At 69.5% G+C, this 22206-nt stretch carries 26 protein-coding genes; 13 read left to right on the top strand and 13 right to left on the bottom strand.

Annotated features, from left to right (window positions below; translation table 11 throughout):
- The first annotated feature begins 12 nt into the window (after positions 1–12).
- A complete protein-coding gene (locus SK571_RS37265) occupies positions 13–549 on the top strand; it encodes a hypothetical protein (protein WP_319988815.1) in 537 nt (178 codons plus the stop codon).
- 36 nt (positions 550–585) lie between these two features.
- Here SK571_RS37265 and SK571_RS37260 read toward each other — a convergent pair whose 3' ends face one another.
- Both SK571_RS37260 and SK571_RS37255 read right to left on the bottom strand, forming a co-directional pair.
- Complete coding sequence (locus tag SK571_RS37260) at positions 586–1605, bottom strand: LLM class flavin-dependent oxidoreductase (protein ID WP_319988814.1); 1020 nt, start codon at positions 1603–1605, stop codon at positions 586–588.
- Entirely contained in the window at positions 1602–2186 is a 585-nt protein-coding gene (locus SK571_RS37255; protein ID WP_319988813.1) for an NADPH-dependent F420 reductase, read from the bottom strand. Before SK571_RS37255 ends, SK571_RS37260 begins: the two co-directional genes overlap by 4 nt.
- A gap of 96 nt (positions 2187–2282) precedes the next feature.
- Here SK571_RS37255 and SK571_RS37250 point away from each other — a divergent pair, with 96 nt between their 5' ends.
- Positions 2283–3077 carry a class I SAM-dependent methyltransferase gene (locus SK571_RS37250; RefSeq protein ID WP_319988812.1) on the top strand — a complete coding sequence of 265 codons (795 nt, stop codon included), beginning with the start codon at positions 2283–2285 and terminating at the stop codon, positions 3075–3077.
- On the opposite strand, the gene SK571_RS37245 is transcribed toward SK571_RS37250, so the two are convergent.
- Positions 3019–3798 carry an alpha/beta fold hydrolase gene (locus tag SK571_RS37245; RefSeq protein WP_319988811.1) on the bottom strand — a complete coding sequence of 260 codons (780 nt, stop codon included), beginning with the start codon at positions 3796–3798 and terminating at the stop codon, positions 3019–3021. The two genes, SK571_RS37250 and SK571_RS37245, sit on opposite strands and share 59 nt — an antisense overlap.
- 67 nt (positions 3799–3865) lie before the next feature.
- On the opposite strand from SK571_RS37245, the gene SK571_RS37240 reads away from it, so the two are divergent.
- From SK571_RS37240 to SK571_RS37225, 4 genes are all read left to right on the top strand, one after another.
- A complete protein-coding gene (locus SK571_RS37240; RefSeq protein WP_319988810.1) occupies positions 3866–4600 on the top strand; it encodes a transporter substrate-binding domain-containing protein in 735 nt (244 codons plus the stop codon).
- A 12-nt stretch (positions 4601–4612) separates the two neighbouring features.
- On the top strand, positions 4613–5173 hold the full coding sequence (locus tag SK571_RS37235; RefSeq protein ID WP_319988809.1) for an ABC transporter permease subunit: 561 nt from the start codon (positions 4613–4615) through the stop codon (positions 5171–5173).
- Between the two features lie 16 nt (positions 5174–5189).
- Positions 5190–5987 carry an amino acid ABC transporter ATP-binding protein gene (locus SK571_RS37230; protein WP_319988808.1) on the top strand — a complete coding sequence of 266 codons (798 nt, stop codon included), beginning with the start codon at positions 5190–5192 and terminating at the stop codon, positions 5985–5987.
- Positions 5988–6067: 80 nt separating this feature from the next.
- A complete protein-coding gene (locus SK571_RS37225) occupies positions 6068–6376 on the top strand; it encodes a DUF1540 domain-containing protein (protein WP_319988807.1) in 309 nt (102 codons plus the stop codon).
- 96 nt (positions 6377–6472) lie between these two features.
- Here SK571_RS37225 and SK571_RS37220 read toward each other — a convergent pair whose 3' ends face one another.
- The 3 genes from SK571_RS37220 to SK571_RS37210 form a co-directional block, all read right to left on the bottom strand.
- A complete protein-coding gene (locus SK571_RS37220; protein WP_236224046.1) occupies positions 6473–6898 on the bottom strand; it encodes an MgtC/SapB family protein in 426 nt (141 codons plus the stop codon).
- Between the two features lie 193 nt (positions 6899–7091).
- Positions 7092–7679 carry an SMI1/KNR4 family protein gene (locus SK571_RS37215; RefSeq protein ID WP_319988806.1) on the bottom strand — a complete coding sequence of 196 codons (588 nt, stop codon included), beginning with the start codon at positions 7677–7679 and terminating at the stop codon, positions 7092–7094.
- Between the two features lie 8 nt (positions 7680–7687).
- On the bottom strand, positions 7688–8512 hold the full coding sequence (locus SK571_RS37210; RefSeq protein WP_319988805.1) for an aldo/keto reductase: 825 nt from the start codon (positions 8510–8512) through the stop codon (positions 7688–7690).
- 30 nt (positions 8513–8542) lie between these two features.
- Between SK571_RS37210 and SK571_RS37205 the strand changes: the two genes are divergently transcribed.
- Positions 8543–9184, top strand: coding sequence for a TVP38/TMEM64 family protein (locus SK571_RS37205; RefSeq protein ID WP_319988804.1), 642 nt, complete (start codon positions 8543–8545; stop codon positions 9182–9184).
- Between the two features lie 70 nt (positions 9185–9254).
- Here the strand turns inward: SK571_RS37205 and SK571_RS37200 are convergent, their stop codons facing one another.
- Together SK571_RS37200 and SK571_RS37195 are read right to left on the bottom strand one after the other, a co-directional pair.
- Entirely contained in the window at positions 9255–9599 is a 345-nt protein-coding gene (locus SK571_RS37200; RefSeq protein WP_030475310.1) for an RNA polymerase-binding protein RbpA, read from the bottom strand.
- A gap of 238 nt (positions 9600–9837) precedes the next feature.
- Entirely contained in the window at positions 9838–10593 is a 756-nt protein-coding gene (locus SK571_RS37195) for a thymidine kinase (protein WP_319988803.1), read from the bottom strand.
- Between the two features lie 615 nt (positions 10594–11208).
- Here SK571_RS37195 and SK571_RS37190 point away from each other — a divergent pair.
- Positions 11209–11556 (top strand): PadR family transcriptional regulator, encoded by a 348-nt coding sequence (locus tag SK571_RS37190; RefSeq protein ID WP_319988802.1) that lies wholly within the window; start codon positions 11209–11211, stop codon positions 11554–11556.
- Positions 11553–12443 (top strand): hypothetical protein, encoded by an 891-nt coding sequence (locus tag SK571_RS37185; protein WP_319988801.1) that lies wholly within the window; start codon positions 11553–11555, stop codon positions 12441–12443. The genes SK571_RS37190 and SK571_RS37185 overlap by 4 nt, the downstream gene beginning before the upstream one ends.
- Here the strand turns inward: SK571_RS37185 and SK571_RS37180 are convergent.
- Both SK571_RS37180 and SK571_RS37175 read right to left on the bottom strand, forming a co-directional pair.
- Positions 12440–13852, bottom strand: a complete 1413-nt coding sequence (locus tag SK571_RS37180; RefSeq protein WP_319988800.1) for an MFS transporter — start codon at positions 13850–13852, stop codon at positions 12440–12442. The two genes, SK571_RS37185 and SK571_RS37180, sit on opposite strands and share 4 nt — an antisense overlap.
- A gap of 54 nt (positions 13853–13906) precedes the next feature.
- The gene (locus SK571_RS37175; RefSeq protein ID WP_319988799.1) at positions 13907–14668 is read right to left on the bottom strand and encodes a glycerophosphodiester phosphodiesterase; all 762 of its coding nucleotides are present in this window, start codon (positions 14666–14668) and stop codon (positions 13907–13909) included.
- 297 nt (positions 14669–14965) lie between these two features.
- Here SK571_RS37175 and SK571_RS37170 point away from each other — a divergent pair, with 297 nt between their 5' ends.
- The 3 genes from SK571_RS37170 (at position 14966) to SK571_RS37160 (ending at position 18040) form a co-directional block, all read left to right on the top strand.
- On the top strand, positions 14966–15307 hold the full coding sequence (locus SK571_RS37170; protein ID WP_030466128.1) for a hypothetical protein: 342 nt from the start codon (positions 14966–14968) through the stop codon (positions 15305–15307).
- Positions 15308–15379: 72 nt separating this feature from the next.
- Positions 15380–17380 carry a putative bifunctional diguanylate cyclase/phosphodiesterase gene (locus SK571_RS37165; protein WP_319988798.1) on the top strand — a complete coding sequence of 667 codons (2001 nt, stop codon included), beginning with the start codon at positions 15380–15382 and terminating at the stop codon, positions 17378–17380.
- A gap of 15 nt (positions 17381–17395) precedes the next feature.
- Positions 17396–18040 carry a VOC family protein gene (locus tag SK571_RS37160; protein ID WP_319988797.1) on the top strand — a complete coding sequence of 215 codons (645 nt, stop codon included), beginning with the start codon at positions 17396–17398 and terminating at the stop codon, positions 18038–18040.
- A gap of 168 nt (positions 18041–18208) precedes the next feature.
- Here the strand turns inward: SK571_RS37160 and SK571_RS37155 are convergent, their stop codons facing one another.
- The gene (locus SK571_RS37155; RefSeq protein ID WP_319988853.1) at positions 18209–18673 is read right to left on the bottom strand and encodes a PPOX class F420-dependent oxidoreductase; all 465 of its coding nucleotides are present in this window, start codon (positions 18671–18673) and stop codon (positions 18209–18211) included.
- 10 nt (positions 18674–18683) lie between these two features.
- Between SK571_RS37155 and SK571_RS37150 the strand changes: the two genes are divergently transcribed.
- Positions 18684–19529, top strand: a complete 846-nt coding sequence (locus SK571_RS37150) for an alpha/beta fold hydrolase (RefSeq protein ID WP_319988796.1) — start codon at positions 18684–18686, stop codon at positions 19527–19529.
- Here the strand turns inward: SK571_RS37150 and SK571_RS37145 are convergent.
- Entirely contained in the window at positions 19526–20728 is a 1203-nt protein-coding gene (locus SK571_RS37145; protein WP_319988795.1) for a GGDEF domain-containing protein, read from the bottom strand. The genes SK571_RS37150 and SK571_RS37145 overlap by 4 nt on opposite strands.
- A gap of 215 nt (positions 20729–20943) precedes the next feature.
- The gene (locus tag SK571_RS37140) at positions 20944–22203 is read right to left on the bottom strand and encodes an MFS transporter (protein ID WP_319988794.1); all 1260 of its coding nucleotides are present in this window, start codon (positions 22201–22203) and stop codon (positions 20944–20946) included.
- Positions 22204–22206 lie beyond the last annotated feature (3 nt).

The following is a 22206-nucleotide window of genomic DNA, read 5'->3' as shown; positions in this document are numbered from 1 at the left end:
GGAAGACCCACGATGAAGAAGACCACCCTGGCCCTCCTGCTGCTCCTGGCCGCGTGCTCCAAACCCGCCGCCCAGCCCCAGGTCGCCTCGATCTCGACGCCTCCGAGCAGCGCCGCCCCGACGTCGGCCGCCCAGGAGCAACGGCCCCGCGAACGCCTCGACATGACTCCGGAGGACCTCGAAGCCCTCCAGGTGCCGTACGACCAGTGCATGGCGAGCCTCGGCCTGGACAGGAAGGGACGTGCCGCCGAGGGCAGCGGCCGTCCTCAGCCCACCAAGGAGGAGCTCGACAAGGCGATCCAGACGTGCGAGGCGAAGACGCCGCTGCCGCCGTGGGAGAAGGACACCACCAACCCCGAGGCCGTCGACTTCGCCAACCGCGTCGTGCAGTGCCTGCGCGGCAAGGGAGTCCGCTACGTCGAGGTGCTCAACGAACCGGGCGCGGAGATGATCGGCTACGCGCTGGGCGGCCCGAACAACGACGCCGCGTCGATCTCGCTCGGCCTGGAGCACGCCAAGGAGTGCGAGATCGCGAGCTCCAAGAATTGATGCGAGGAGCGGGGGCCGCAACGGCCCCCGCTCACCTCAGGCGAGCGTGTCCTGGACCATCGGCACGACCTTCGTCCCGTACAGCTCGATCGTGCGCATCAACGACTCGTGCGACAGCCCGCCGATCCCGTACTTCAGGTCGAACCGGCTCGCGTCGAGCTTCTTCATGGTGCGCGCCATCTTCTCCGCGACCGTCTCCGGCGACCCGACGAACAGCGCGCCGTGCGGCCCCACCTCGTGCGCGTACGACTCCGGCGTCGGCGTGGCGAACCCACGCGTCTTGCCGAGCCGGCCGATCATGTCGAGGTAGTGCGGCCAGAACTCCTCGCGCGCCTCCTCGTCGGTCGGCGCCACGTGACCGGGGGAGTGGATGCCGATCGGCAGCGGGTCGCGGCCGAACTTCTCCAGCGCGTGCTTGTAGAGCTCCGAGAACGGCGCGAACCGGCCGGGGTGGCCGCCGATGATCGCGAGCATCAGCGAGAAGCCGTACGAGGCCGCGCGCACCACCGACTGCGGGCTGCCGCCGACGCCGATCCACGTCGGGAACGGCTCGGTGTACGGCACGACGTCCTGCTCGTGCAGCGACGCACGGGTCTTGCCCTGCCACGTGATCGGGCCGCCCTTGAGCAACTCGGCGAACAGGTGCGTCTTCTCCTCGAACAGGTCCTCGTAGTCCGCGAGGTCGTACCCGAACAGCGGGAACGAGTCCACACTGGACCCGCGGCCCAGGATGATCTCCGCGCGGCCGTCCGACACCGCGTTCAGCGTCGAGAAGCGCTGGTACACGCGCACCGGGTCGTCCGAGCTGAGCACCGTCACGGCCGAACCGAGGTGGATCGACGAGGTGCGGGCGGCGATCGAGGCCAGCACGACGTCGGCGGCCGACAGCGGCATGTCCGGGGTGTGGTGCTCGCCGATGCCGAAGAAGCCGAGGCCGACCTGGTCGGCGAGCACGCCCTGCTCGACCACGTTGCGGATGGTCTGGGCGTGCGTGAGCGGGGTGCCGGAGGCGTCCTGGGTGACGTCGCCGAACGTGTCGAGTCCGAACGTGGTCATGACTGCTCCATGATGAAGTTCTCGAGTTCCTGCCTGCGGGCCGCGACGCCGAACACCGGGCTGCCGGGTTCCAGCAGCCGTCCCGCGGCCAGGGACCCCACCGGCACCGGGTCGAACCCGATGCGTTCCAGGAACTCCGCGACGGCTCGCACGGCGACCGGCGAGTCACCGGCGATGCCGACGGCACGGCCGCCGGCGGGTTCCATGTCCTGGTAGGCGACGTGGTTCAGGGTTTTCACGACGTCGGCGCCCACCAGCCGCCGCGCGACGTCTTCGCTCGTGCCCAGGGGAGCCTCGGCGGGCGGCCAGTGGTTCATCGAGTCGATGACGACCTTGCCCGCGAACATCGCCGGTTCGAGCGCGGGGAAGCGGTGCCACGGGATCGCCAGCACGACGAGGTCCGCGTCCGCCACGGCGTCGGCTGCCGTCAGCGCGACGGCGCCGGGGGCGAGGAACTCGGTGATCATCTCGATCCGCGCCGGGTCACCCGACCCCGCGATGCCCACCTCGTAGCCCGCCGTCAGGGCCAGGCGGGCGATGACGGGACCGACGTGGCCCGCACCGAGAACAGCGATCTTCACAGCACACCCGACCTCGCTAGTTGATGTATCACCTAGCTTAACCGGACCAGCCCCCGTTTATTCCCGCGGGGGTGCGGGCTGGGTTACCTTCGACACGTGTGGGATCTGGGTGATGCGTACGAGCGGTACGTCGGCCGGTGGAGCCGGCTGGTCGCGGTGGAGTTCCTGCGCTGGCTGGACGTGCCGCCCGGCCGGACGTGGCTCGACGTCGGCTGCGGCACGGGCGTGCTGACCGAGGCCGTGCTGGCGCACACCCGTCCGGCCGCGGTCACCGGTGTGGACCCGTCCGAGGGCTTCCTGGACCGCGCCCGGGACCGCGTCCCCGATGCCGGGTTCGCCGTCGGCGATGCCACTGATCTGGGCGAACGCACCGCCGACGTCGTGGTCAGCGGGCTCGTGCTCACGTTCGTGCCCGACGCCGCCCAGGCGGTGGGGGAGTTCGCCCGCGTGGCCCCGTGCGTCGGCTCGTACGTGTGGGACTACGCGAGCGGCATGCGGATGATGCGGCTGTTCTGGGACGCCGCGAAGGACGTCGACCCCGCCGCGGCCGCGCACGACGAGGGACTGCGCTTCAGCGACGTGAGCGGCGCCGAACCCCTGCGCGCCTTGTGGACCGGCGCCGGCCTGCACGACGTCGAGGTGACGGGCATCGTCGTGCCGACGGTGTTCCGCGACTTCGACGACTTCTGGGACCCGTTCCTGGGCGGCACGGGCGCCGCACCCGCCTACGCCGCGAAGCTGCCGCCGGAGCAGCGCGACGCCATCCGCGAACTGCTCCGCTCCCGTCTCCCGGCGCGGGGCCCGATCGAGCTGACCGCGAAGGCCTGGGCCGTCAGAGGTTCGCGCGGAGGAACCGCTCCACGTGCGGGTTCACGTCCGCGGCGTGCGTGAGGCTCAGGAAGTGCGCGCCACCCTCGACGAGCACGAGCGGCTCGGCCTTGGGCAGCGCCGCGACGAGAGCCTCGGCCTTCGCCACGGGGTAGGCGAGGTCGGCGGTGCCGTGCAGCACCAGCGCGGGCACGTCGATCTCGGTGATCCGGTCCAGCACGCCTTCGCGGCCGACCAGGGCGTTCATGATCAGCCGCAGCCGTTCGGGCTCGACCGCGCTCCACTTCGGCGTCCACTCGGACGGGTCGTAGTCGCCCAGGCAGATGTTCGCGACGGCCTCGATCACCGTCTCCGGGCCCTGTGCGATCCACACCTCGGCGAGCTGCTGGTACGCGGCGGAGATCTGCTCGTCCTCGGTCTCGCCGGACGTGCCGAGCAGCACGAGCGCCGTCACCCGTTCCGGCGCCAGCAACGCCATCCGCAGCGCCACGAACCCGCCCTGACTGGTGCCGGCGACGGCCGCACCGCCGATCTTCAGCTCGTCGAGCACCGCGAGCGCGTCGCGGGCGACGTCCCAGTGGTCGAACGGCGCGGTCGCGGGCGTGGCACCGTGGCCGCGCTCGTCGATCGCGATCAGCCGGTACCGGTCACCGAGCGCTTCGACCTGCGGCGCCCACATCGACGCGTCCATCAGGAAGCTGTGCAGCAGCACGACCGCCGGACCGTCCCCGCCGTGGTCCACGTAGGACACCAGCTGTCCGTCCGCAGTGGTCACCGTTGCCATGCCGCACACCCCGTTCCGCACAGTGGATCTTCAGCACCGCCCGCCCGGTTCGCTCTGCCCTGCCCGGATGCGACGAGTGTTCAGGAGCGCGGTGCTGCTGGTGATCGTCGTCCCCGCACCGGCGTCCGCGCAACAAGAGCAACCGCCGCTGGTCCGCGTCGGCACGGAAGGCACCTACCCGCCGTTCTCGTTCCACGACCCCCAGAGCCAGGAGCTGACCGGCTACGACGTCGAGGTCGTCAAGGCGATCGCCGCGAAGGCGGGCTGGTGGCTGGAGTTCGTCGAGACGCAGCGGGACGCGATCTTCCCCGCCCTCGACTCCTCGCGGATCGACCTCGTCGCGAACCAGGTGTCGCGCAACCCCGAACGCGCCGCGAAGTACGGCCTGTCGAGCACCTACACCTACTCGCGCGGCGTGATCGTCCGCCGCACCGGCGACGACCGCATCAAGTCGATCGCGGACCTCGGCGGCAGGACCACCGCCCAGTCCAGCACCAGCAACTGGGCGAAGGTGGCCCGCGACGCCGGCGCGAGGGTCGAGGCCGTCGAAGGCTTCGCCCAAGCCGCCGCCCTGCTGCAGCAGGGCCGTGCCGACGCCATCGTCAACGACGACATCGCCGTCCTCGACTACCTCGCCACCACCGGCTCGAAGGACGTCGAGATCGCGGGCGACGCCGGCCAGGCGGGCAGCGAACAGGTGCTGGCCCTGCGCCAGGCCGACGCCGCGCTGCTGTCACAGGCGAACCAGGCGATCGACGCCCTGAAGGCCGACGGCACGTTGCGCGGCATCTCCCAGAAGTAGTTCAAGGCCGACGTGTCCGTGCAGGACGGCGGCGCAGCGGACCCTTCCGAGGGCCGTGGCCCGCGCAGCACGGGGGACGTCCTGCGCTCGACGGCGTGGCCGATGTTCGTGGGCCTGGCCAAGGTCACCGTCCCGCTGACCGCGCTGTCGTTCGCCATCGGCCTCGTGCTCGCGTTGCTGGTCGCGCTGGCCCGGATCTCGCCCTACCGGGTGCTGTCCGGCCTCGCGCGGGCGTTCATCTCGGTCATCCGCGGCACCCCGCTGCTGTTGCAGCTGTTCATCGTCTTCTACTGCACTGCCGCAGATAGGCCTGAAGTTCCCGCCCTTCACGGCCGCCGTCGTCGCGTTCTCGCTGAACGTCGCGGCGTCCATCATCGGCTTCGGCTAGCGCAGACGTTGCGCCGCATCGTGCTGCCCCAGGCCGCCCGCACCGCCGTGCCGCCGCTGTCCAACACGCTGCTGTCGTTGCTGAAGGACACGTCACTGGGGTCGGTCGTGCTGCTGACCGAACTCTTCCGCGAGTCGCAGCCGGCCGCGGCCGAGAGCAACGAGTTCCTCTGGAGACCAGGCTGAACAGGTACGTGATCGCATGAACGACATCCGCATCGAGGTCTCCGTGCTGCACAAGTCCTTCGGCGACCTGGACGTCCTGCGCGGCATCGGCTTCAGCACCCCGCGCGGCACCTCGACCGTTCTGCTGGGCCCTTCCGGCTCCGGCAAGACCACCCTGCTGCGCTCGCTCAACGCCCTCGACCCCCCGGATCACGGCGTGGTCCGCATCGACGACGTGTCGGTCGACTTCTCCGCCCTGCCACCGGGCAAGGCCGGCCGGGCGGCGGGCGCGCGGCTGCGGGCGCAGAGCCGCATGGTGTTCCAGTCGCACAACCTCTTCCCGCACCGCACGGTCCTGCAGAACCTCACCGAAGGCCCGGTCGTCGCCCAGAGACGCCCACCGGACGAGGTCGTGGACGAGGCAGGCGCGCTGCTGGACCAGGTGGGCCTCTCGGACAAAGCCGATTCGTACCGGTACCAGCTTTCCGGCGGCCAGCAACAACGCGTCGGTATTGCCCGTGCACTGGCTTTGAAACCTCGTGTCGTGCTGTTCGACGAACCCACCTCGGCACTCGATCCGGAACTGGTGGGGGAGGTGCTCGCGGTGATCAAAGACCTGGCCTCGGAAGGGTGGACCACGGTCATCGTCACGCACGAGATCCGGTTCGCCGAGCGGGTCGCCGACCAGGTGTTGTTCCTGGACGGAGGCGTGATCGTCGAGCACGGACCACCTGGTCAGGTGATCGCCGACCCGCGCGGGAAGAACGCACCCGGCGGTTCCTGCGGCGCGTTCTCGACCACGCCTGAAATGATTCTTGAGGATAGGCTCGCCTAAATTCCTCTCGAATTGCGGGGCTCCTGCGGTGGTGGCATCGTCGCGATTACCGAACCTTTCCCACCACGGCAGGAGCGGACATGACCACCCTTGAGAACCCGGCGATGCCCGCAGTCCACGATTGCACCGTGCACGACTGCTCCTACAACCACGACGGATGCCACGCGTTCGCGATCACCGTGCGCGGCGACAACGGCGCTGCGGACTGCGGCACCTTCATCCCGTTGGGCACGAAGGGCGGCCTGGACAAGGTCGTCGCGCAGGTAGGCGCCTGTTCCCGCACCGACTGCGTGCACAACGCCTCGCTGGAATGCACGGCGCAGAGCGTGCGAGTCGGTCAGGGCGAAGGCGACCACCACGCGAACTGCCTGACGTACCAGCCGCGCTAGTTGTACTTGGCCGACACGTTGGTGGCGGCGTATTCGCGCTCACCACGACACACCCGACTGACCACGAATACACCGGCACCGTTCTGAGCCACGCCACTAGCCCTCGTCGTCCTTGCGGTCGACGGCCCGGCCCAGCTCTCGCAGGCCGACGTTGACCGCGATGATCGCCACGGTGCCGGCCGCCGCCACGGCGTGCAGGCCGGCACCGGCGAGTGAGCCCACCGCGGCCGCGCACCAGAGCGTGGCCGCGGTGTTCAGCCCGCGCACCGACAGCCCGTCGCGCAGGATCACGCCCGCGCCGAGGAACCCGATGCCGGACACCACCTGTGCGGCGACGCGCGTGGGGTCGCCCTGGCCGTCGAAGCCCTGTGCGGACAGCAGGACGAACAACGCGGCGCCCACGGCCACGAGGGCGTTGGTCCGCAGGCCTGCCATGCGAGAGCGGTACTGCCGCTCGAAACCGATCAACGCGCCGAGGCCCATGCTCTCGGCAATGCGCAGTGTCATGTCGAAGACGTGCATCGTGTGACTCCCCTTGTGTGCAGGGGGTGTGCGTCACACGCCAGAACTGAAGCGTGCGAGGTGGGATGACCTGCGCGGGCTACTGTCGCCTGGCATGTGTCGCTCACCTCGCTTCCTTGTGTCTGGTTGATGAGACCGAGGAACCACGTTACCCAACCGGCCGTGAGCCCGGGGTGAGAGTGGGACGCGCGTCTCAGTCCCAGTGGAAGTCGTTGTGCTCGAACACGATGCGGTGCCTGGTCTCGCCGCGCAACGCGCACGACGCCTCGGCGAACATCGCGGTCACGCCGGGCCACAGCGGATCGCTGTCCGCACCGCTGTACTTCCCCCACTCCATCACGCACCCGTGCCGCGGCCCGCCGCGCAGATCCACGAACAGCTCGTACCCGGAACCGTCCGCGGCGACCGGCAGCCACGCGGGCAGCCAGAGGTCCACACAGGGCGTTCCGGCGGGCTCTCGCAGTGCGCCGGCCTCGTAGTCCTTCTCCTCGCCGAGCGTGGCGAAGGCGATGCCGCTGATCGCCGCCATCATCAGCGTCCGCAGGCGCAGCGCCCGATCGAGGCCGTGCGGCTGCCACGTGGGCGGGATGAGCGGCCAGCGCGAGTACGTCACGCCGATGCCACCGAACCGCCGCCACCACGCGGACAGGTCTGGCGGCAGCGCGTACCCGATGGACTCCTCCGCGTCCGCGACGTCCCCGGCGGACGACGGCGGGAGCAGCGCGGCGTGCAGCGCCGGGGCGTGCTCGCCGATCCAGCCCTCGATGTCGGTCCAGCTCAACCGCGGAACTAAAGCATGGCGAGCGGCGAAGGCCCAGCAGGAGGAGGGAAGGCGCGGTCGAGGTCGGCGAGGTCCTCAGGGGACAGCCGAAGTTCCAGCGATCGCGCGTTCTCCCGGACGTGGTCCGGCGAGCCCGCCTTCGGGATCGCGTTCACGTGCGGCAGTCGCAGCACCCAGGCGAGCGCGATCTGGGCGGGGGTGGCGCCGTGCCGTGCCGCGACCGACGCCAGCGCGGTGGAGTTCAGCAGCCTGCCCTGCTCGACGGGGGAGTAGGCCATGACCGGGATGCCGGTGGAGGCGTGCCACGGCAGCAGGTCGTGCTCGGGACCGCGGCGGGTGAGGTTGTAGAGGATCTGGTTGGTCTGGCACCGCCCCGGCAACGCCGTGAGCTCGTGCATGTCGTCCAGGTCGAGGTTGCTGACGCCCCAGTGCCGGATCTTGCCCGTGTCCAGCAGCGCCGAGAACCCCTCCAGGGTCTCCGCGAGCGGCACCGCGCCACGCCAGTGCAGCAGGTACAGGTCGAGCCGGTCGGTGCCGAGACGGCGCAGCGACGCCTCGCACGCGCGCACGGTCGCGGCGGCGGACGCGTGGGACGGCAGCACCTTCGACACCAGGAACACCTCGTCGCGCCGGCCCGCGACGGCTTCGCCCACGAGCGTCTCGGACGCGCCCGAGCCGTACATCTCGGCCGTGTCGATCAGGGTCAGGCCGAGGTCCAGGCCGGTCCGCAGCGCGGCGATCTCGGCGGAGCGCCTGCCGGGGTCCTCGGCCATCATCCAGGTGCCCATGCCGAGTGCGGGGACGGTCTCGCCGGAGGGGAGCAGCACGGTCATGCGTTCCAGCTTGCCGGGTACGTTGGTCTGATGCGACGTGCGGGCCTGATCCTGTTGGTGCTGCTCGTCGTGGCCCTGGCGATCACCGCCCAGCTCGTGGACCTGCCCGACGGCGCGGAGCTCCGCGCCCTGGTCGACCGCGCGGGGCACGCGGCGCCGGTCGTGTTCGTGGCCGTGTGCGCGCTCGGCACGGCGGTGTTCTTCCCGAAACCGGTCCTCGCCACGGCGGCGGGGCTGTTGTTCGGCGTGGGGTGGGGGAGCGCGCTCGCCGTCGCGGGGTTCACCGCAGGCGCGATGATCGCGTTCACGATCTCCCGCAAGCTAGGCCGCGACGCGGTCGAGAGCCGGCTCGGGGAACGGCTGGCGGTGCTCGAACGGGTCTTCGAGCGCCGGGGGGTCGAGGCGACGCTCGTGATCAGATTGTTGCCGATCCTGCCGTTCGCCCTCGCGAACTACGGCGCGGGCGTGACGTCGGTGCGCGGCAGGGACTTCGCACTCGGCACGGCGCTCGGGCTGGTGCCCTCGACGATCCTCGCCGCGGTGCTGGGCGACGCCCTGAGTGATCTCGGCTCACCGCGCTCGATCGTCGCGTTGTCGATCTGGGCCGTGCTGGCGGCCGTGGGCGTGTGGTGGGGCCGGAAATTGATCACAGGGGCCGTACGGGCCTCCTAGACGCCCTTGCGAGGTGCGCAAAAAGCCGCCCCGGCGGGAGACCGGGACGGCTTGACGCGTCTGGTGTGGATCAGGCCGTGCGGGTGCGGCGTCCGCGAAGCTCTTCGAGGCGCTCGTCGAGCAGCTCCTCGAGCTCGGGGATCGACCGGCGCTCCAGGAGCATGTCCCAGTGCGTACGCGGCGGCTTGACCTTCTTGATCTCCGGCTCGACCCCGTCGATGATCTTCGACTCGGTGCCGTGGAGACGGCATTCCCAGGTCGGCGGCAACTCGGCGTCGTCGGAGAACGGGACCTCGAAGTCGTGTCCCTTCGGGCAGGCGTACCGCGCTGCCCGGCGCGGAGCGAGATCGTGGTTGCGGTCGGTCTCGTAGCTGACTGCTCCGAGCCGGCTTCCACGCAAAACGCGGTCGGCCATGGCGGTGTCCTTTCGCTCGGCTCAGGGCCGGGGCCCAGGCTTCTTGCTCACCGTGTGCAACGCCCGGATTGCTCCGTTTGTTTCCGGCTCGCTCTCATGGTCGCCCACAGTGACGTCGTTCACTCGTCAACGAAGGCTTCCTACTAATGGATGCGATCGCCACAGGATCGTGACGCGTTATCAAGCTCCTGCGCTCATGCATCACTCTAATGGCCCAGTGGGACCGGTGGGTAGTCGCCTAGGCCAACCGAAGCTGACCACTTTGTGCGACGTCAGGGCCCAGGTCGCCCAACCTAAAGTGACGCCGACAGAGCACCTGGTAACGGACGGTAGTTTCAGTGGCGTCGGTTACATCGTTGCTCTCTGTACCCGATCGGTGCTGTTCTGTGTCCGTCGCAGTGTCGGCGACCAGAACCGTGTCGCCGGCACGAATCACTCGTCCGGCCCGCACCCGCGCGTTGAACCGCCCCGGCACCCCGCACCAGCACAGCACCTCGACCTGAATCGCCTTCAGCTCGTCGGCGAGCTCGAACAGCCGCTGCGACCCCGGGAACATCTCGCCGCGGAAGTCCGTGGCGAGCCCGAAGCAGTACACGTCGACCTGGACGTCGTCCGCGAGCTCCGCCAGCTGCTCCACCTGATCGGGCGACAGGAACTGCGCCTCGTCGACGATCAGGTAGTCCACGCGCCGGCCCTCGGCCCACTCCGCCCGCACCATCTGGCGGAGATCGTCGTCGCTGATCTCCGCGGCCTCGCGGGTGATGCCGATGCGGCTGGAGATCTGAGGCTTGCCCGAACGGTCGTGCCGCACCAGCAACAGCCCGCGCCGACCCTGGCGCGAGTTGTTGTGGTCGATCTGGAGCGCGAGCGTCGACTTGCCGCAGTCCATGGGACCGAAGAAGAACTTGAGGTGCCCGACCACCGGCGTCGAGCGCCGGGAACCAGCGACAGGTACAGCGGAGAGGGCGTCTGTCGGATCGGGAAGGGCGTCCACGGCGGGTCACCCTAGTGCCTGGATCCCGATCATGAGGAATCCCCACGGTCTGCCTCCCTCCTGTCGCCGGCGTTTCGAGTGCGACCTGCTGTTTCGGGACGACATAGCCGCTGCGGGGCAGGCCCAAACATCATCTCGACTCGGATCACTCGATAGTTTCAGTGTTGACTGAGGCTCGGCTTGTTGCCGAGTGGGGCGGACGCGGTGGGGGGCAACGACGCATTGACGGGAGAGGCGCCGGCCCGCCTCGCGTTGTCGCGGGGGAGTCGAGGCGGGGGAGCGATGTGACTCGGCCAAGGCGCCGCGCATCGCAAGGTGGCTTGGCCGAGGGGAGTGCGTGGGCCGAGGGGCGGATTCGTGACTCGGCGGCTCCTGACGGACGGGGCGCTGGTGCGGCGGCTGCATGGCGGCGCGCCGCCGAATCCCACTGCCACCCCGGCGGCGCCGACAAGCCCTCGACGGCAGCGGCCTGGCCCGTATTGCGGCTGCCACCTGCGAGAGCGAGCCGTCGACCACCTCCCTCGACCAACTCGATAACTTCAGTGTTGCCTAAAACCAAACCCGTCTGGCCACTCCGCTTTCCGACATAGCTCGCGCCGCGATATATTCAACGACATGAGTGGTCGGATCATGTCCGAACAGACGTTCCTGGTGCTCACCGCGCTGGCGGAGGAGCCGTTGCACGGCTACGCGATCGTGCAGGCGGTGGAACAGCTGTCGGAGGGACGGATGGTGCTGCGGGTAGGCACGCTGTACGGCGTGCTGGACCGCCTGGTGGCGGACGGTCTCGCCGAGCGCGACCGCGAAGAGGTGCACCAGGGGAGGCTGCGGCGCTACTACAAGCTCACCGACTCCGGTGTGCGGGCGTTGCAGGCGGAGGTCGCGCGGCTGAGCGCCAACGTGCGTGCGGCGAGTGCGGTGCTGAGGGGGAGGGGTGTCCAGGCGTGGGCGGGTCGGGCATGAGGAATCTGGAGCGGCGGTACCGCACGCTGCTGAAGGTGTTGCCGCGGTGGTACCGGCGGGACCGCGAGGAGGAGATGGTCGGGATCTTCCTGGCCGAGCGGGACGACGACCTCGACCTGGAGCACAGCTGGCCGGGGTGGGGGGAGACGTGGTCGGTGCTCGGGCTCGCGGTGCGCACGCACCTGGCGGCGGGGGCGGCGCTCACGAGTGCGCCGGCGAAGGTGGTGTGGCGCGGCGAGGTCGTGCGGGCGCTGGGGATGCTCGGGTTGTTGCTGGGCCTGTACTACGCGACGTCGGCGGTCGTGCAGGTCTTCACGCTGTTCGGTGGGCCGTATGCCGCGGGTGTGGCTTGGTGGCGTGTGTTGGAGCTGGCGCCGTTCGTGGCTTTTCCGGCGTTGCTGAGCGGGCGGCGGACGCTCGCGAAGGTGGCGGCGGGGGCGCCGGCGTTGCTGTCGGTGGTGGCGCTGGGTCAGCCTGGGCCCGCCGCACTGATGTGGACGGTGTTCCAGCTGCCTTCACTGGTGACGTTCGCCTGTCTGTGCCTGGGTTTCCACCGGGACGCGCCGGTCCCGCCTGCACGCAGGTTGCTGTGGTGGGGTGGGGGAGCGGTGGTGCTCGGGGTGGTCGGCGGCGTTGCGGCCGGGATCGGGTTGTTGTTGCTCGGCCTGATCACGGTGGGAGCGCGCGTCTTCGCGTTCGTGCGGGGTGACGCGGTGTTCGGGCGGGCGTTGTCGTTGTTCGCGTTGCTGCAGCTGGTTCCGCTGGTGTTGCTGGCTGTCGCGTGGGACGAGGCCGTGATCTCGCGGACCGTGCCGGCTGCACTGCTCGTGCTCGCGGTGGTGTTGCCGGTGCGGCGCCGCCCGAAAGCGGCGCCGCAGGTGACCTAGACGAGTGCGGGTTCTTTGTTGCCCACGGCCTTGATGGCGCGGCGGACGGGCACGAAGATCAGCAGGACGAAGCCTGCGACGAAGAAGATGATCAGGGCGAGGATGGCGGGCCGCAGGCTGCCGGTGGCCTGGCCGACGCCGGCGAACACCAGCGGGCCGAGCCAGCTGGTGGAGCGCTCGCCGACCTCGTAGAGCGAGAAGTACTGGGCTTCGCGGCCGGGTGGGACCATCTGGCTGAACAGGCTGCGCGACAGGGCGTTGGTGCCGCCGAGGACGATGCCGATGCCCGCGGCGACGAGGTAGAACGACGTCTCGTCGCCCGCCTCGACGAAGAACGCCGCGGTGATCACGACGATCCACACGACCAGTGAGCCGAGGATCGTCTTCTTGGCGCCGACCCGCTTGGCGACGAAGCCGTGCAGCACGCCACCGATGAACGCCACGAACTGCACGATGAGGATCACCGTGATCAGCGTCTGCTGGTCGAACTTGAGCTCGACGCTGCCGTACTGGGCGCTGACGTTGGCGACGGTGGCGATGCCGTCGGTGTAGATCAGGTAGGTGCCGAGGAACGCGAGCGTGAGCGGGAAGGCCTTGGCCTGCCTCAACGTCGTGCCGAGTTCCTTGAAGCCGGCGGAGATGACCGAGGCGCCCTGTTCGCCGCCGTGCGGGCGCTGGTGCTCGGTGAGGGCGCGCAGCGGGATGATCGTGAAGGCGGCCCACCAGATGCCGGAGATGACGAACGCGATGCGCGCGGCGTCGCCGGAGGAGATGCCGAGGGAGTCGGCGGACAGGGTGATGCCGAGCTGGATCGCGAGGGCGACACCGCCGCCGAGGTAGCCGAACGCCCAGCCGCGGCTGGAGACGGCGTCGCGTTCGTCGGGTGTGGCAATCTCGGGAAGGAAGGCGTAGTAGACGACGACGCTGGCGCCGTAGCAGATGTTCGCGATGATGAAGAGGAGGACGCCGAGCTTCCAGTTGGTGCCCTCGACGGTCGCGAGCGCGATGGTGGCCACGGAGCCGGTGAAGGCGAAGAAGCCGAGCATCTTCTTCTTGTTCTGGGTCCGGTCGGCGATGGCGCCCATGACGGGCAGCACGATGACCTGGACGACGGTCGCGATGGAGAGCAGGTAGCCCCACAGCGAGCCGGAGGGGAACTGCAGGCCGAGGATCGTGACGTCGCAGCGGTCGAAGGCGTTGTCGTTGGCGCACGGGTTGGCCCCGTTGAGCGCGCTGTCGGCCTTGGCCGCGTTGGTCGCGATGCTCGTGAGGTAGAGCGAGAGGAAGACGGTGATCACGGACGTGGGGAACACGGAGTTCGCCACGTCGTACCAGACCCAGCCGCGTTGTTCTTTCTTGCGGCGCCCGGCGTTGTTGGCGTCGGCGGCGTCGTCGCCCTTGACCTTCATGTCGGCGGACTGTACTTGTCCGCCGACACGTCCAATGATCGACTGTCCAAGCTGTTACCAGCTGTTGCGCGACTGGAGAACTTCGCGCAGGACGTCCGGCCTGTCGGTGACGAGTCCGTCGACGCCGAGGTCGAGCAGGGCGCGCATGTCGGCTTCGTCGTCGACGGTCCAGACGTGGACCTCGAGCGACCTGCGGTGGGCGGCCTGGACGAAGCGGCGGTCGACGATCTGCAGGCGTCCCTGGCTGACGGGGACCTGGGCGACCTGGCCGCGGACGGCGAGTCCGGCGAGGGGGATGCGTCCGGCGGCCCAGAGCGCGCCGGCGGAGCGGGGGCCCATGGAGGTGAGCAGTTCGGGTCCGGCGATCCTGCGCAGGCGGGCGAGGCGGTTGTCGGAGAAGCTGGCGAGGCAGACGCGGTGCAGTGACTTGGCTTTGCGCAGCAGGTTGATGATGGGTTCGACGGCGTTCTCGGACTTGACGTCGATGTTGAAGAACGTGTCGGGGAGTTCTTCGAGGACGTCGGCGAGGCGGGCGATGGGTTCGCGGCCGCCGACGCGGGCGTGCTGGACCTCGGTCCAGGGGAGTTCGGAGACGATGCCCTGGGCGTCGGTGGTGCGGTCGAGGGTGTGGTCGTGGTGGACGACGACCTGTCCGTCGCTGGTGGCGTGGACGTCGGTCTCGATGTAGCGGTAGCCCTCCTGCACGGCCCGGCGGAAGGAGCTCAGCGAGTTCTCCATGCCGGTGAGATCGTCGACGTGCCAGCCGCGGTGGGCGAAGGCGCGGGGGCGCGGGCCTGTGAGGTAGGGATGTGTCACGTGCTGGAGTGTGCCTTCCGGCGGTGGCTTCGGGGTGGACGGTGGGTGGCGACACACTTTCTTCTTTATCTCTATTGTTTCAGTGTTGCCTGAAGTCAGACCTGTCGGTCCCCCGGTTCCACCGCAGACCACTGATCAAAACCCGCAGAAGACCGGGCGAAAACAACGGAAGTTGATCAAACCCCACCCGAAAGCGACACGAACGGCCCTGCGGGTACCGTCCGGTTCCCTACGAAGGTCGGGCTTTCTGGCGCGTCGCTGGAGACCACCCACCACCATTCGCTACCGTCGCGCGCCATGGAGCGCTCCATGGAGGCGGATGAGCCCAGGCACTGTGCGTGGTGCGGGAGGCGGTTGCCCGGGAGCGGGCGGATCGGCCGGCCGCGGCGGTACTGCGCACAGCCGTGTCGTCAGCGCGCGTACGAGCGCAGGGCGGCGTTGCAGCGTGGTGGGTTGCCGGAGGACGCGGTGGTGCTGAGCACGGCCGAGCTGGCGGATCTGCAGGACAGGTTGTTCCAGCTGCGGTGTGCCGCGGAAGATGTGGTGACGGCGGCACAGGACGGGGCGGAGAACGACGAGCTGAGGAAGCTGGCCGCGGAGCTGGTGGAGTCGGCGAAGGGTTTGGAGCGGCTGAGATAGCCGTTCGCACATCAGCGAACTGACCGGCGTAGCGGGTTGCTTACGTCCGGTGATCGGACGATCATGACGCGCGTGACCTCCTACTGCCGCACGGTGCTGGACCGAGCGGGTGTCGGCTATGCCGTGACGGATTCGCGCGGGAACCTGTTGTGGTGCAACCGCGCCTTGGGCGCTGTGCTGGGGGTTCCGGTCGAGCAGGCGTACGGGCGATCGTTGCCGGCGCTGCTGCCGGGGGTGCCCGAGGTGCCTGCTCCGGTGCGGGAAGTGCTGGTGCCGGGGCCGAAGTGGCTCGAGGTGCGGTGCTCGAGGCTGGGTGACGACCTGATGTACGAGGTCGTGGACGTGTCGGCGTGGCGTGATCGTGAGTTGACGGTGACGCAGGAGGCGGACGCGTTGCGCCGGGCTCAGGCGCTGGGGCGGATGGGGACGTGGGAGTGGTCGATCCGCGAGGACCGGGTGACGTGGTCGGACACGTTGCTGGAGATGTTCGGGTTCGCGGCGGGGACGGCGTTCGACTTCGAGATGTACTCGCGGCTGGTGCACCCGGACGATCTGCCGATGATCGAGGAGACGCTGGACGCGGCGCTGAAGACGGGTTCGGTGTTCACGTACACGCATCGGATGTTGCGGCCGGACGGCAAGGAGCGGGTGTTCGAGTGCTTCGGTGAGGTCGTCGTGGGGGATGACGGCACTCCGTTGCGGGCGTTGGGGACGGCGCACGACGTGACCCAGTCGTCGCGGGTGCATGACGAGCTCGTGCGGATGGCCGAGCAGGATCCGTTGACCGGTTTGCCGAATCGCCGGGCGTTGACGCGTGCGCTGGAGCAGGAGCTGGCGAACAACGGTTCTGGTGCGTTGCTGGTGCTGGATCTGGACAACTTCAAGGACGTCAACGATCTGCGTGGTCATGCGGTGGGTGACCGGGTGATGCGGATGCTGGCGAGTGCGTTGCAGTCCCGTTTGGGTGACAGGTTGATCGCTCGTCTGGGTGGTGATGAGTTCGCGGTGGTGTTGCCGGGGGCGTCGCCGAAGGACGCGTCGGAGGTGGCCGACGGGTTGCGGGACGCGGTGGCGGGTTTTCCTCTGGCGGGGATCGGGACGCCGGCGCGGATCACGGTGAGCACGGGGCTGGCGGAGTTCGGGCCGGGTGACTCGTGGGAGCTGGTGCTGGCGAACGCGGATCTGGCGTTGTACGCGTCGAAGGCGGCGGGCCGGGACCGGGTGACGGTGTACGAGCCGAACCACTACGCGGACACGGTGAAGCGGGTCAGTGTGCTGGACCGGTTGCGGGCGGCGCTGGTGGGTGGCGGTCTGGCGTTGTACGGCATGCCGATGGTGGAGCTGGCGACGGGGCGGACGCTGGGGCACGAGTTGTTGCTGCGTCTGGAGGACGGGCAGGAGCCGTATCTGGGTCCGGCGGACTTCTTGCCGGTGGCGGAGCGGTCGAACCTGATCCTGGAGGTGGACCGGTGGGTGCTGACGACGGCGATCGACGCGTTGGTGGCGCAGCCGGATCCGGAGTTGCGGTTCAACGTGAACGTGTCGGGGCGGACATTGGAGGACCCGGATTTCGGGAACTTCGTGCTGGACAAGCTGGGGTCGGCGGGGGTGGCTCCTGGCCGGTTGGGGTTGGAGATCACGGAGACGGCGGCGGTGACGAACCTGGACGCCGCAGTGACGCTGGCGACGCAGCTGCGCAGTTTCGGGTGCCGGATCACGCTGGACGACTTCGGTTCGGGTTTCGGGTCGTTCGTGCACCTGAAGCATCTGCCGATCACGGGTATCAAGATCGATGGTGAGTTCGTGAAGGGCATCGAGACCAACGACGCGGACGCGGTGCTGGTGTCAGGGATCGTGCAGATCGCGAACGGGCTGGGGTTGTCGTCGGTGGCGGAGTGGGTGGAGCGTCCGTCGCAGGTGGACGCTCTGCGCAAGCTCGGGGTGCGGGTGGGGCAGGGTTTCCACCTGGGCAGGCCGGTGCCGTTGCGTGACGTGGTGAGTGCGGAGCGCATGCCGCCGAATGGCGCATTGTCGTCTCAGGTGGTCGGAGCAGAGGATGGTGCCCGCTCCTGATTCCCGCCCGATGGGATGCCCGTGTCGTCTTGTGGTCTTCGTCGTCTTGAGTTGAGTGTTGCCGAGCCTGAGTTGTCGGTGGATTTCTTCGCCGGTGTGCTCGGGTGGACGGTGATCGCGGAACCGGGTGGGTCGTTCTCGGGCTGGGTGGGTGATCGGCTGGCGGCTCAGGTCGTTGCGGGAGAACGTGGCTGGCACGTGTTCTTCGGTGGTGACGAGCCGCGGGAGCTGAGGGCGGGTTCCTCTGTGGACGGTGGCCGGGTGCTGCACGGTCCGTGGGCGCCGCCGCCGAGGCATGGTGAGCCGTGCTGGGTGGAGTTGATGACCGGGTCACCCGAGGACGGGTACTGGCTTTCGGAACTCGGCTGGGAGAGCAGGTCCGGGGTTGAGGACTTCGTGTTGTTCACGTCCGCGCGGCATGGTGAGCCGCGTGCGGTGGCGGGGCGTCTGACGACGTCTCGTGCGGAGGGCTGGCAGACGTATTTCGCCGTGGACGACGTCGCGGCGGCGTGTGCGCGGGTGTCCGGGTTGGACGGTCGTGTGCTGGTGGAGCCCACGACCGTGCCGACCGGGTTGATCGCGTCGATCGAGGGCCCGCGCGGCGGCTCGTGCGTGTTGCTGGAGAAGCCGGCGGGGTGGGGCGGGGCGTGGTCTGCCTAGTGGCGCGGCTCAGAACGTTGCCGGTGTATTCGTGGTCAGACGGGTGTATCGTGGTGCCTCCCCCACGCTCTCGTACTGGTTGTACGGGGGCGTGGGGGAGGTGCCGCGACGGATCCTGCTGAGCGCGGATACGCCGCCAACGTTCTGTGTCACGCCACTGGGCGGCGGTCACTGGTCCAGTTCGGGCGGGAAGCCGCCGGTGGCGATGGGGCCCCAGCTGTCGATGGTGATCCGGATGAGGGACTTGCCCTGGCGGAGCATGGCGGCGCGGTACTCGTCCCAGTCGGGGTGTTCGCCTGCGATGCAGCGGTAGTACTCGACGAAGTCGTCCAGTGCGTCGGGGAGGTCGAGGACTTCGGCGGTGCCGTCGATCTGGACGTAGGCGTCGTTCCAGTCGTCGGAGAGCACGCAGATCGTGACGGAGGGGTTGCGGCGGGCGTTGCGGACCTTGGCGCGCTGGGGGTAGGTCGCGATGACGATGCGGCCCTCGGTGTCGACGCCGCAGGCGACGGGGGAGACCTGCACGCCGTCGGTGGACGAGCGGCGGGTGATGAGGACGCCGTGGTGGCGGGTGGAGAGGAACTCGAGCAGCTGCGGCCGGTCGACGAGGTCGGCCGTGGCGATCTTCGGCATGATGTGCAGCATGGCACGCTTCACCTCGTTCGACGGCACCGAACTCGCCTATCGGGAAATGGGTGAGGGGGTTCCGCTCGTGGTCCTGGCGGGTGGTCCGGGCAGGGCTTCGGAGTACCTGGAGACGCTGGGCGGTCTGGACGCGTCGCGGCGGCTGGTGGTGCTGGACAACCGGGGGACGGGGGCGTCGGACGAGCCGGCGGATCCGTTCACGTACCGGCGGGACATGCTGGTGCGGGACGTGGAGGTGCTGCGCCGGCATCTGGGTTTGGACGTGGTGGACGTGCTGGGGCATTCCGCCGGTGCGGGGATCGCGATGGGGTATGCCGCGGACTTCCCCGACCGTGTCGGGAAGCTGGTGCTGCTGACGCCGGCGTTGCGCAGTGTGGGGTTGTCGCCGGAGCAGAGCGACTGGGACGTGTTCCTGGCGGCGCGGGCGGATCAGCCGTGGTTCGAGGCGGCGACGGCGGCGCTTCGGCGCAACGCGGCGGGGGACGACTCGGTGGAGAACCGGGTGGCGGTGTCGCCGTTGCTGTACGCGCGGTGGGACGAGCGGGCGCGGGCGCACGCGAACGCCGAGCTGGGGCAGTGGAAGTACGAGGTGGCGCTGGGCTACAACGCCGAGGGTGCGTTCGTGCCGGGGGTGTTGCGGCGGGCGCTGGTGGACTTCGACCATCCGGTGCTGGTGTACGCGTGCTCGGAGGACCCGATCTCGCCGGTGCGGCGGTGTGTGCAGCTGGCGGAGTTGTTCCCGGACGTGACGTTGTACGTGCACGAGGGTGTGGGGCACTACCCGTGGGTGGAGGACCCGGAGCGGGTGTCGGCGCGGATCGCGGCGTTCCTGGGCGGGGCTTAGAAGACCTGGGCGGTGGCGACTCGGTCGCGGCCGTTGCTCTTGGCCTGGTAGAGCGCTTCGTCGGCGGCGAGCAGCAGGGGGCTGAGCTCGGTCGCGGTGTCGGGGTACACGGCGGCGCCCACCGAGGCGGTCAGGCCGGCGACGACCTGGCTCTCGCCGAGGCGGTCGAGCACGACGATGTGCAGGCTCGCGATCTCGAAGCGGATGCGTTCGGCGGCGGCGCGGACCTCGCCGTTGCTGACGCCGGGCAGCAGGACGGCGAACTCCTCGCCGCCGAATCGGCCGACGAGGTCGTAGGAGCGCACGGAGTGTTTCAGCGCGTCGGCGACGGCGCGCAGCACGCGGTCGCCGGCGAGGTGGCCGTAGGTGTCGTTGATGAGCTTGAAGTGGTCGAGGTCGATGATCAGGACGCCGACAGTGGAGGTCAGGCGGCGGGCGCGTTGCAGTTCGCGTTCGGCGACGTCGTGCCAGAACGTGGCGTCGACCAGGCCGGTCTTGGAGTCGGTGCGGGCGGCGACGCGGAACTGGGGCAGCAGCAGGCCCATGTGCAGGGCCAGGACCGTGAGCAGCAGCATCGGGGTGAGCCAGGGCCGCCAGTTGAGGATGATGGCGACGCCGGAGCCGAGGCCGACGGAGGCGAGCACGATGAGCACGTCGGAGGCGTTGCCCAGGGCGGTGCGGACGGGGTTCTGCCGGTTCGTGAAGTAGATCGCGGTGACGACCAGCGCGTAGTTGATGAACCAGTACAGGAATCCAGCCGTAACCAGTGCAAGCAGGCCGAGCGGGCCGTCGACGTCGACGGCGCGGTCGGGGAACCATCCGAGAACGAGTTGCGCCGCGGCACTGCCCAGGACGACAGTGGCCGCGGAGAAGACCTTGCGGAACAGGACGGCCCGCCGCTTGTAGACCCGGAACCACGAGTGCGTGTAGCTGACGACGATCAGCGCCACGAGCAGTGGCATCGGTAGTACGAGCACGCCCGCGAACAGCCACACGGACTGCATGTGGGCGTGTGGTGATCCTTCGGCGCCGATTTCGCGGATCCGTTCGATTCCCCGTGCCGCTTCCAGGTGCAGTACCGCACCGCCGGCGAGCAGCAGGAACCAGGTCGGGTTCAAGGCCTCGGCAGGGGTACGCCATGCGGTGGCGAGCGTGACGAGGGTCGCCGAAACAACCACCGTCGCGACATAGGCCAGCACCACAGGAGGAAGCGACCATAACTTCCACCGGCGCGGGTCGAGCCAAGGCACGCTGCCACCCCCACACCACCGTCCAGGAACCAACCACTGTAGCTACCGGGTCACGCAAAGTCGTGGCTCCATGTGGGGGACCTCACCGTGAGTAGTCCTCACAGTTCTTGCCCTCACACCCTTCGCAGTTCACGCACAACGAACACCCATAGGAGCAGTCATGATCAACCGTGTCTCCGCCGCCGGCCGTCCCGTTCGTCCGACCGACTGGACCCGGCCGACGGACTGGACCCGTCCGACCGACTGGCGTCGCTGAGCCGCCACAGGGTCGCCGCACCGCACGCCGCGAGCACTCCGAGTGCTCCGGCGGCGGCGACGACCAGATGGGCAGCGACGGTCTCGGCCGCCAGCCCCGCCAGTGCCACCCCCAGTCCCTGGGACACGCGCAGCGCGGTGACGGCCAGGCCGAACGCCTGTCCTCGTGACGAGTCCGGTACGGCGCGCACGAACCGCGTGTTCGCCACCAGGTGGTAGGCGCTGGCCGCGCCGGACAGCGCGAACATTCCCACGCTGACGACCAGGCCCGGCCGCAGTGCGGCCGGGACAAGTACCGCGCACGCGGCGATGGCCAGCCACGGCATCACCCGCAGCTGTAGCCGATCGTTGAGGTGCGCTACGACGAGCATGCCCGCGGCCGCGCCCGCGGCGTAGGCGCCGAAGAGCAGGCCGACCCCGGCCGGCCCGGCGCCCAGCGACGCGGCGTAGGGCACCGCGAGGGCCTCGCCGACGATGTAGAAGCCCGAGACGCAGGCGAGCGCGACCAGTGCGCGCAGCCGCCGGTCACCCCACACCAGCCTCGTGCCGCCGACGAGGTCCGTCGGCCACGCCCGCACGTGTGCCCGTGCCGGTGCGGGCCGGCCGAGCAGGTACGTCCCTGCCAGCAGGGCGGAGATGGCGAAGGTCAGGGCGTCGGCGACGAGCACCGGGCCGGGTCCGAGCCAGGCGACCAGCGCGCCGCCGGTGAGGAATCCGGCGACCTGCGCGGCCTGGGTGAGGGTGCTGAGCACGGCCTGCCCCATCGGGTAGCGCTCGTCGGGCAGGATGTGCGGCAGCAGCGCCGCCCGTGCCGCTCCGTGCGGTGCCCCGGCGAACTGCACGAGCACCACCAGTGCCGCCAGTGCCCACAGGGGCAGTCCCGGCACGGCCATGACCAGCAGCAGCGCGGCCCGGATGAGGTCGGCGGCGACCATGACCCGTTTGCGGGCGAACCGGTCGGCGAGCCCCGAGAGCAGGGGCCCGCCGAGCAGGTCGGGCAGGAACGTCAGCGCGTAGGTCATCGCGGTGAGGCCGGCGCTGGCGGTGCGGTCGTAGACGTGCACCGTCAGCGCGACCCTGGCGAACTGGTCTCCGGCCACCGACACCACGTGCGCCACGAGCAGGGCGCGGAACTCGCGATCGCGGGCGAGGTCGCGGTAGCCGGGCATGCG

The organism is Lentzea kristufekii (assembly GCF_033949925.1).
GTDB lineage: Bacteria > Actinomycetota > Actinomycetes > Mycobacteriales > Pseudonocardiaceae > Lentzea > Lentzea kristufekii.
The sequence above is the reverse complement of the archived record's forward strand: the minus strand, read 5'-3'. Positions and strand labels throughout refer to the sequence as shown.

Bases quoted from the DNA above. Each gene is read 5' to 3' on its own strand.
- SK571_RS37265 (WP_319988815.1), top strand. From the start codon at position 13: ATGAAGAAGACCACCCTGGCCCTCCTGCTGCTCCTGGCCGCGTGCTCC.
- SK571_RS37260 (WP_319988814.1), bottom strand. From the start codon at position 1,605: ATGACCACGTTCGGACTCGACACGTTCGGCGACGTCACCCAGGACGCC.
- SK571_RS37245 (WP_319988811.1), bottom strand. From the start codon at position 3,798: ATGGCAACGGTGACCACTGCGGACGGACAGCTGGTGTCCTACGTGGAC.
- SK571_RS37240 (WP_319988810.1), top strand. From the start codon at position 3,866: ATGCGACGAGTGTTCAGGAGCGCGGTGCTGCTGGTGATCGTCGTCCCC.
- SK571_RS37230 (WP_319988808.1), top strand. From the start codon at position 5,190: ATGAACGACATCCGCATCGAGGTCTCCGTGCTGCACAAGTCCTTCGGC.
- SK571_RS37225 (WP_319988807.1), top strand. From the start codon at position 6,068: ATGACCACCCTTGAGAACCCGGCGATGCCCGCAGTCCACGATTGCACC.
- SK571_RS37220 (WP_236224046.1), bottom strand. From the start codon at position 6,898: ATGCACGTCTTCGACATGACACTGCGCATTGCCGAGAGCATGGGCCTC.
- SK571_RS37210 (WP_319988805.1), bottom strand. From the start codon at position 8,512: ATGACCGTGCTGCTCCCCTCCGGCGAGACCGTCCCCGCACTCGGCATG.
- SK571_RS37205 (WP_319988804.1), top strand. From the start codon at position 8,543: ATGCGACGTGCGGGCCTGATCCTGTTGGTGCTGCTCGTCGTGGCCCTG.
- SK571_RS37200 (WP_030475310.1), bottom strand. From the start codon at position 9,599: ATGGCCGACCGCGTTTTGCGTGGAAGCCGGCTCGGAGCAGTCAGCTAC.
- SK571_RS37190 (WP_319988802.1), top strand. From the start codon at position 11,209: ATGAGTGGTCGGATCATGTCCGAACAGACGTTCCTGGTGCTCACCGCG.
- SK571_RS37185 (WP_319988801.1), top strand. From the start codon at position 11,553: ATGAGGAATCTGGAGCGGCGGTACCGCACGCTGCTGAAGGTGTTGCCG.
- SK571_RS37180 (WP_319988800.1), bottom strand. From the start codon at position 13,852: ATGAAGGTCAAGGGCGACGACGCCGCCGACGCCAACAACGCCGGGCGC.
- SK571_RS37170 (WP_030466128.1), top strand. From the start codon at position 14,966: ATGGAGCGCTCCATGGAGGCGGATGAGCCCAGGCACTGTGCGTGGTGC.
- SK571_RS37160 (WP_319988797.1), top strand. From the start codon at position 17,396: ATGCCCGTGTCGTCTTGTGGTCTTCGTCGTCTTGAGTTGAGTGTTGCC.
- SK571_RS37155 (WP_319988853.1), bottom strand. From the start codon at position 18,673: ATGCCGAAGATCGCCACGGCCGACCTCGTCGACCGGCCGCAGCTGCTC.
- SK571_RS37150 (WP_319988796.1), top strand. From the start codon at position 18,684: ATGGCACGCTTCACCTCGTTCGACGGCACCGAACTCGCCTATCGGGAA.
- SK571_RS37140 (WP_319988794.1), bottom strand. From the start codon at position 22,203: ATGCCCGGCTACCGCGACCTCGCCCGCGATCGCGAGTTCCGCGCCCTG.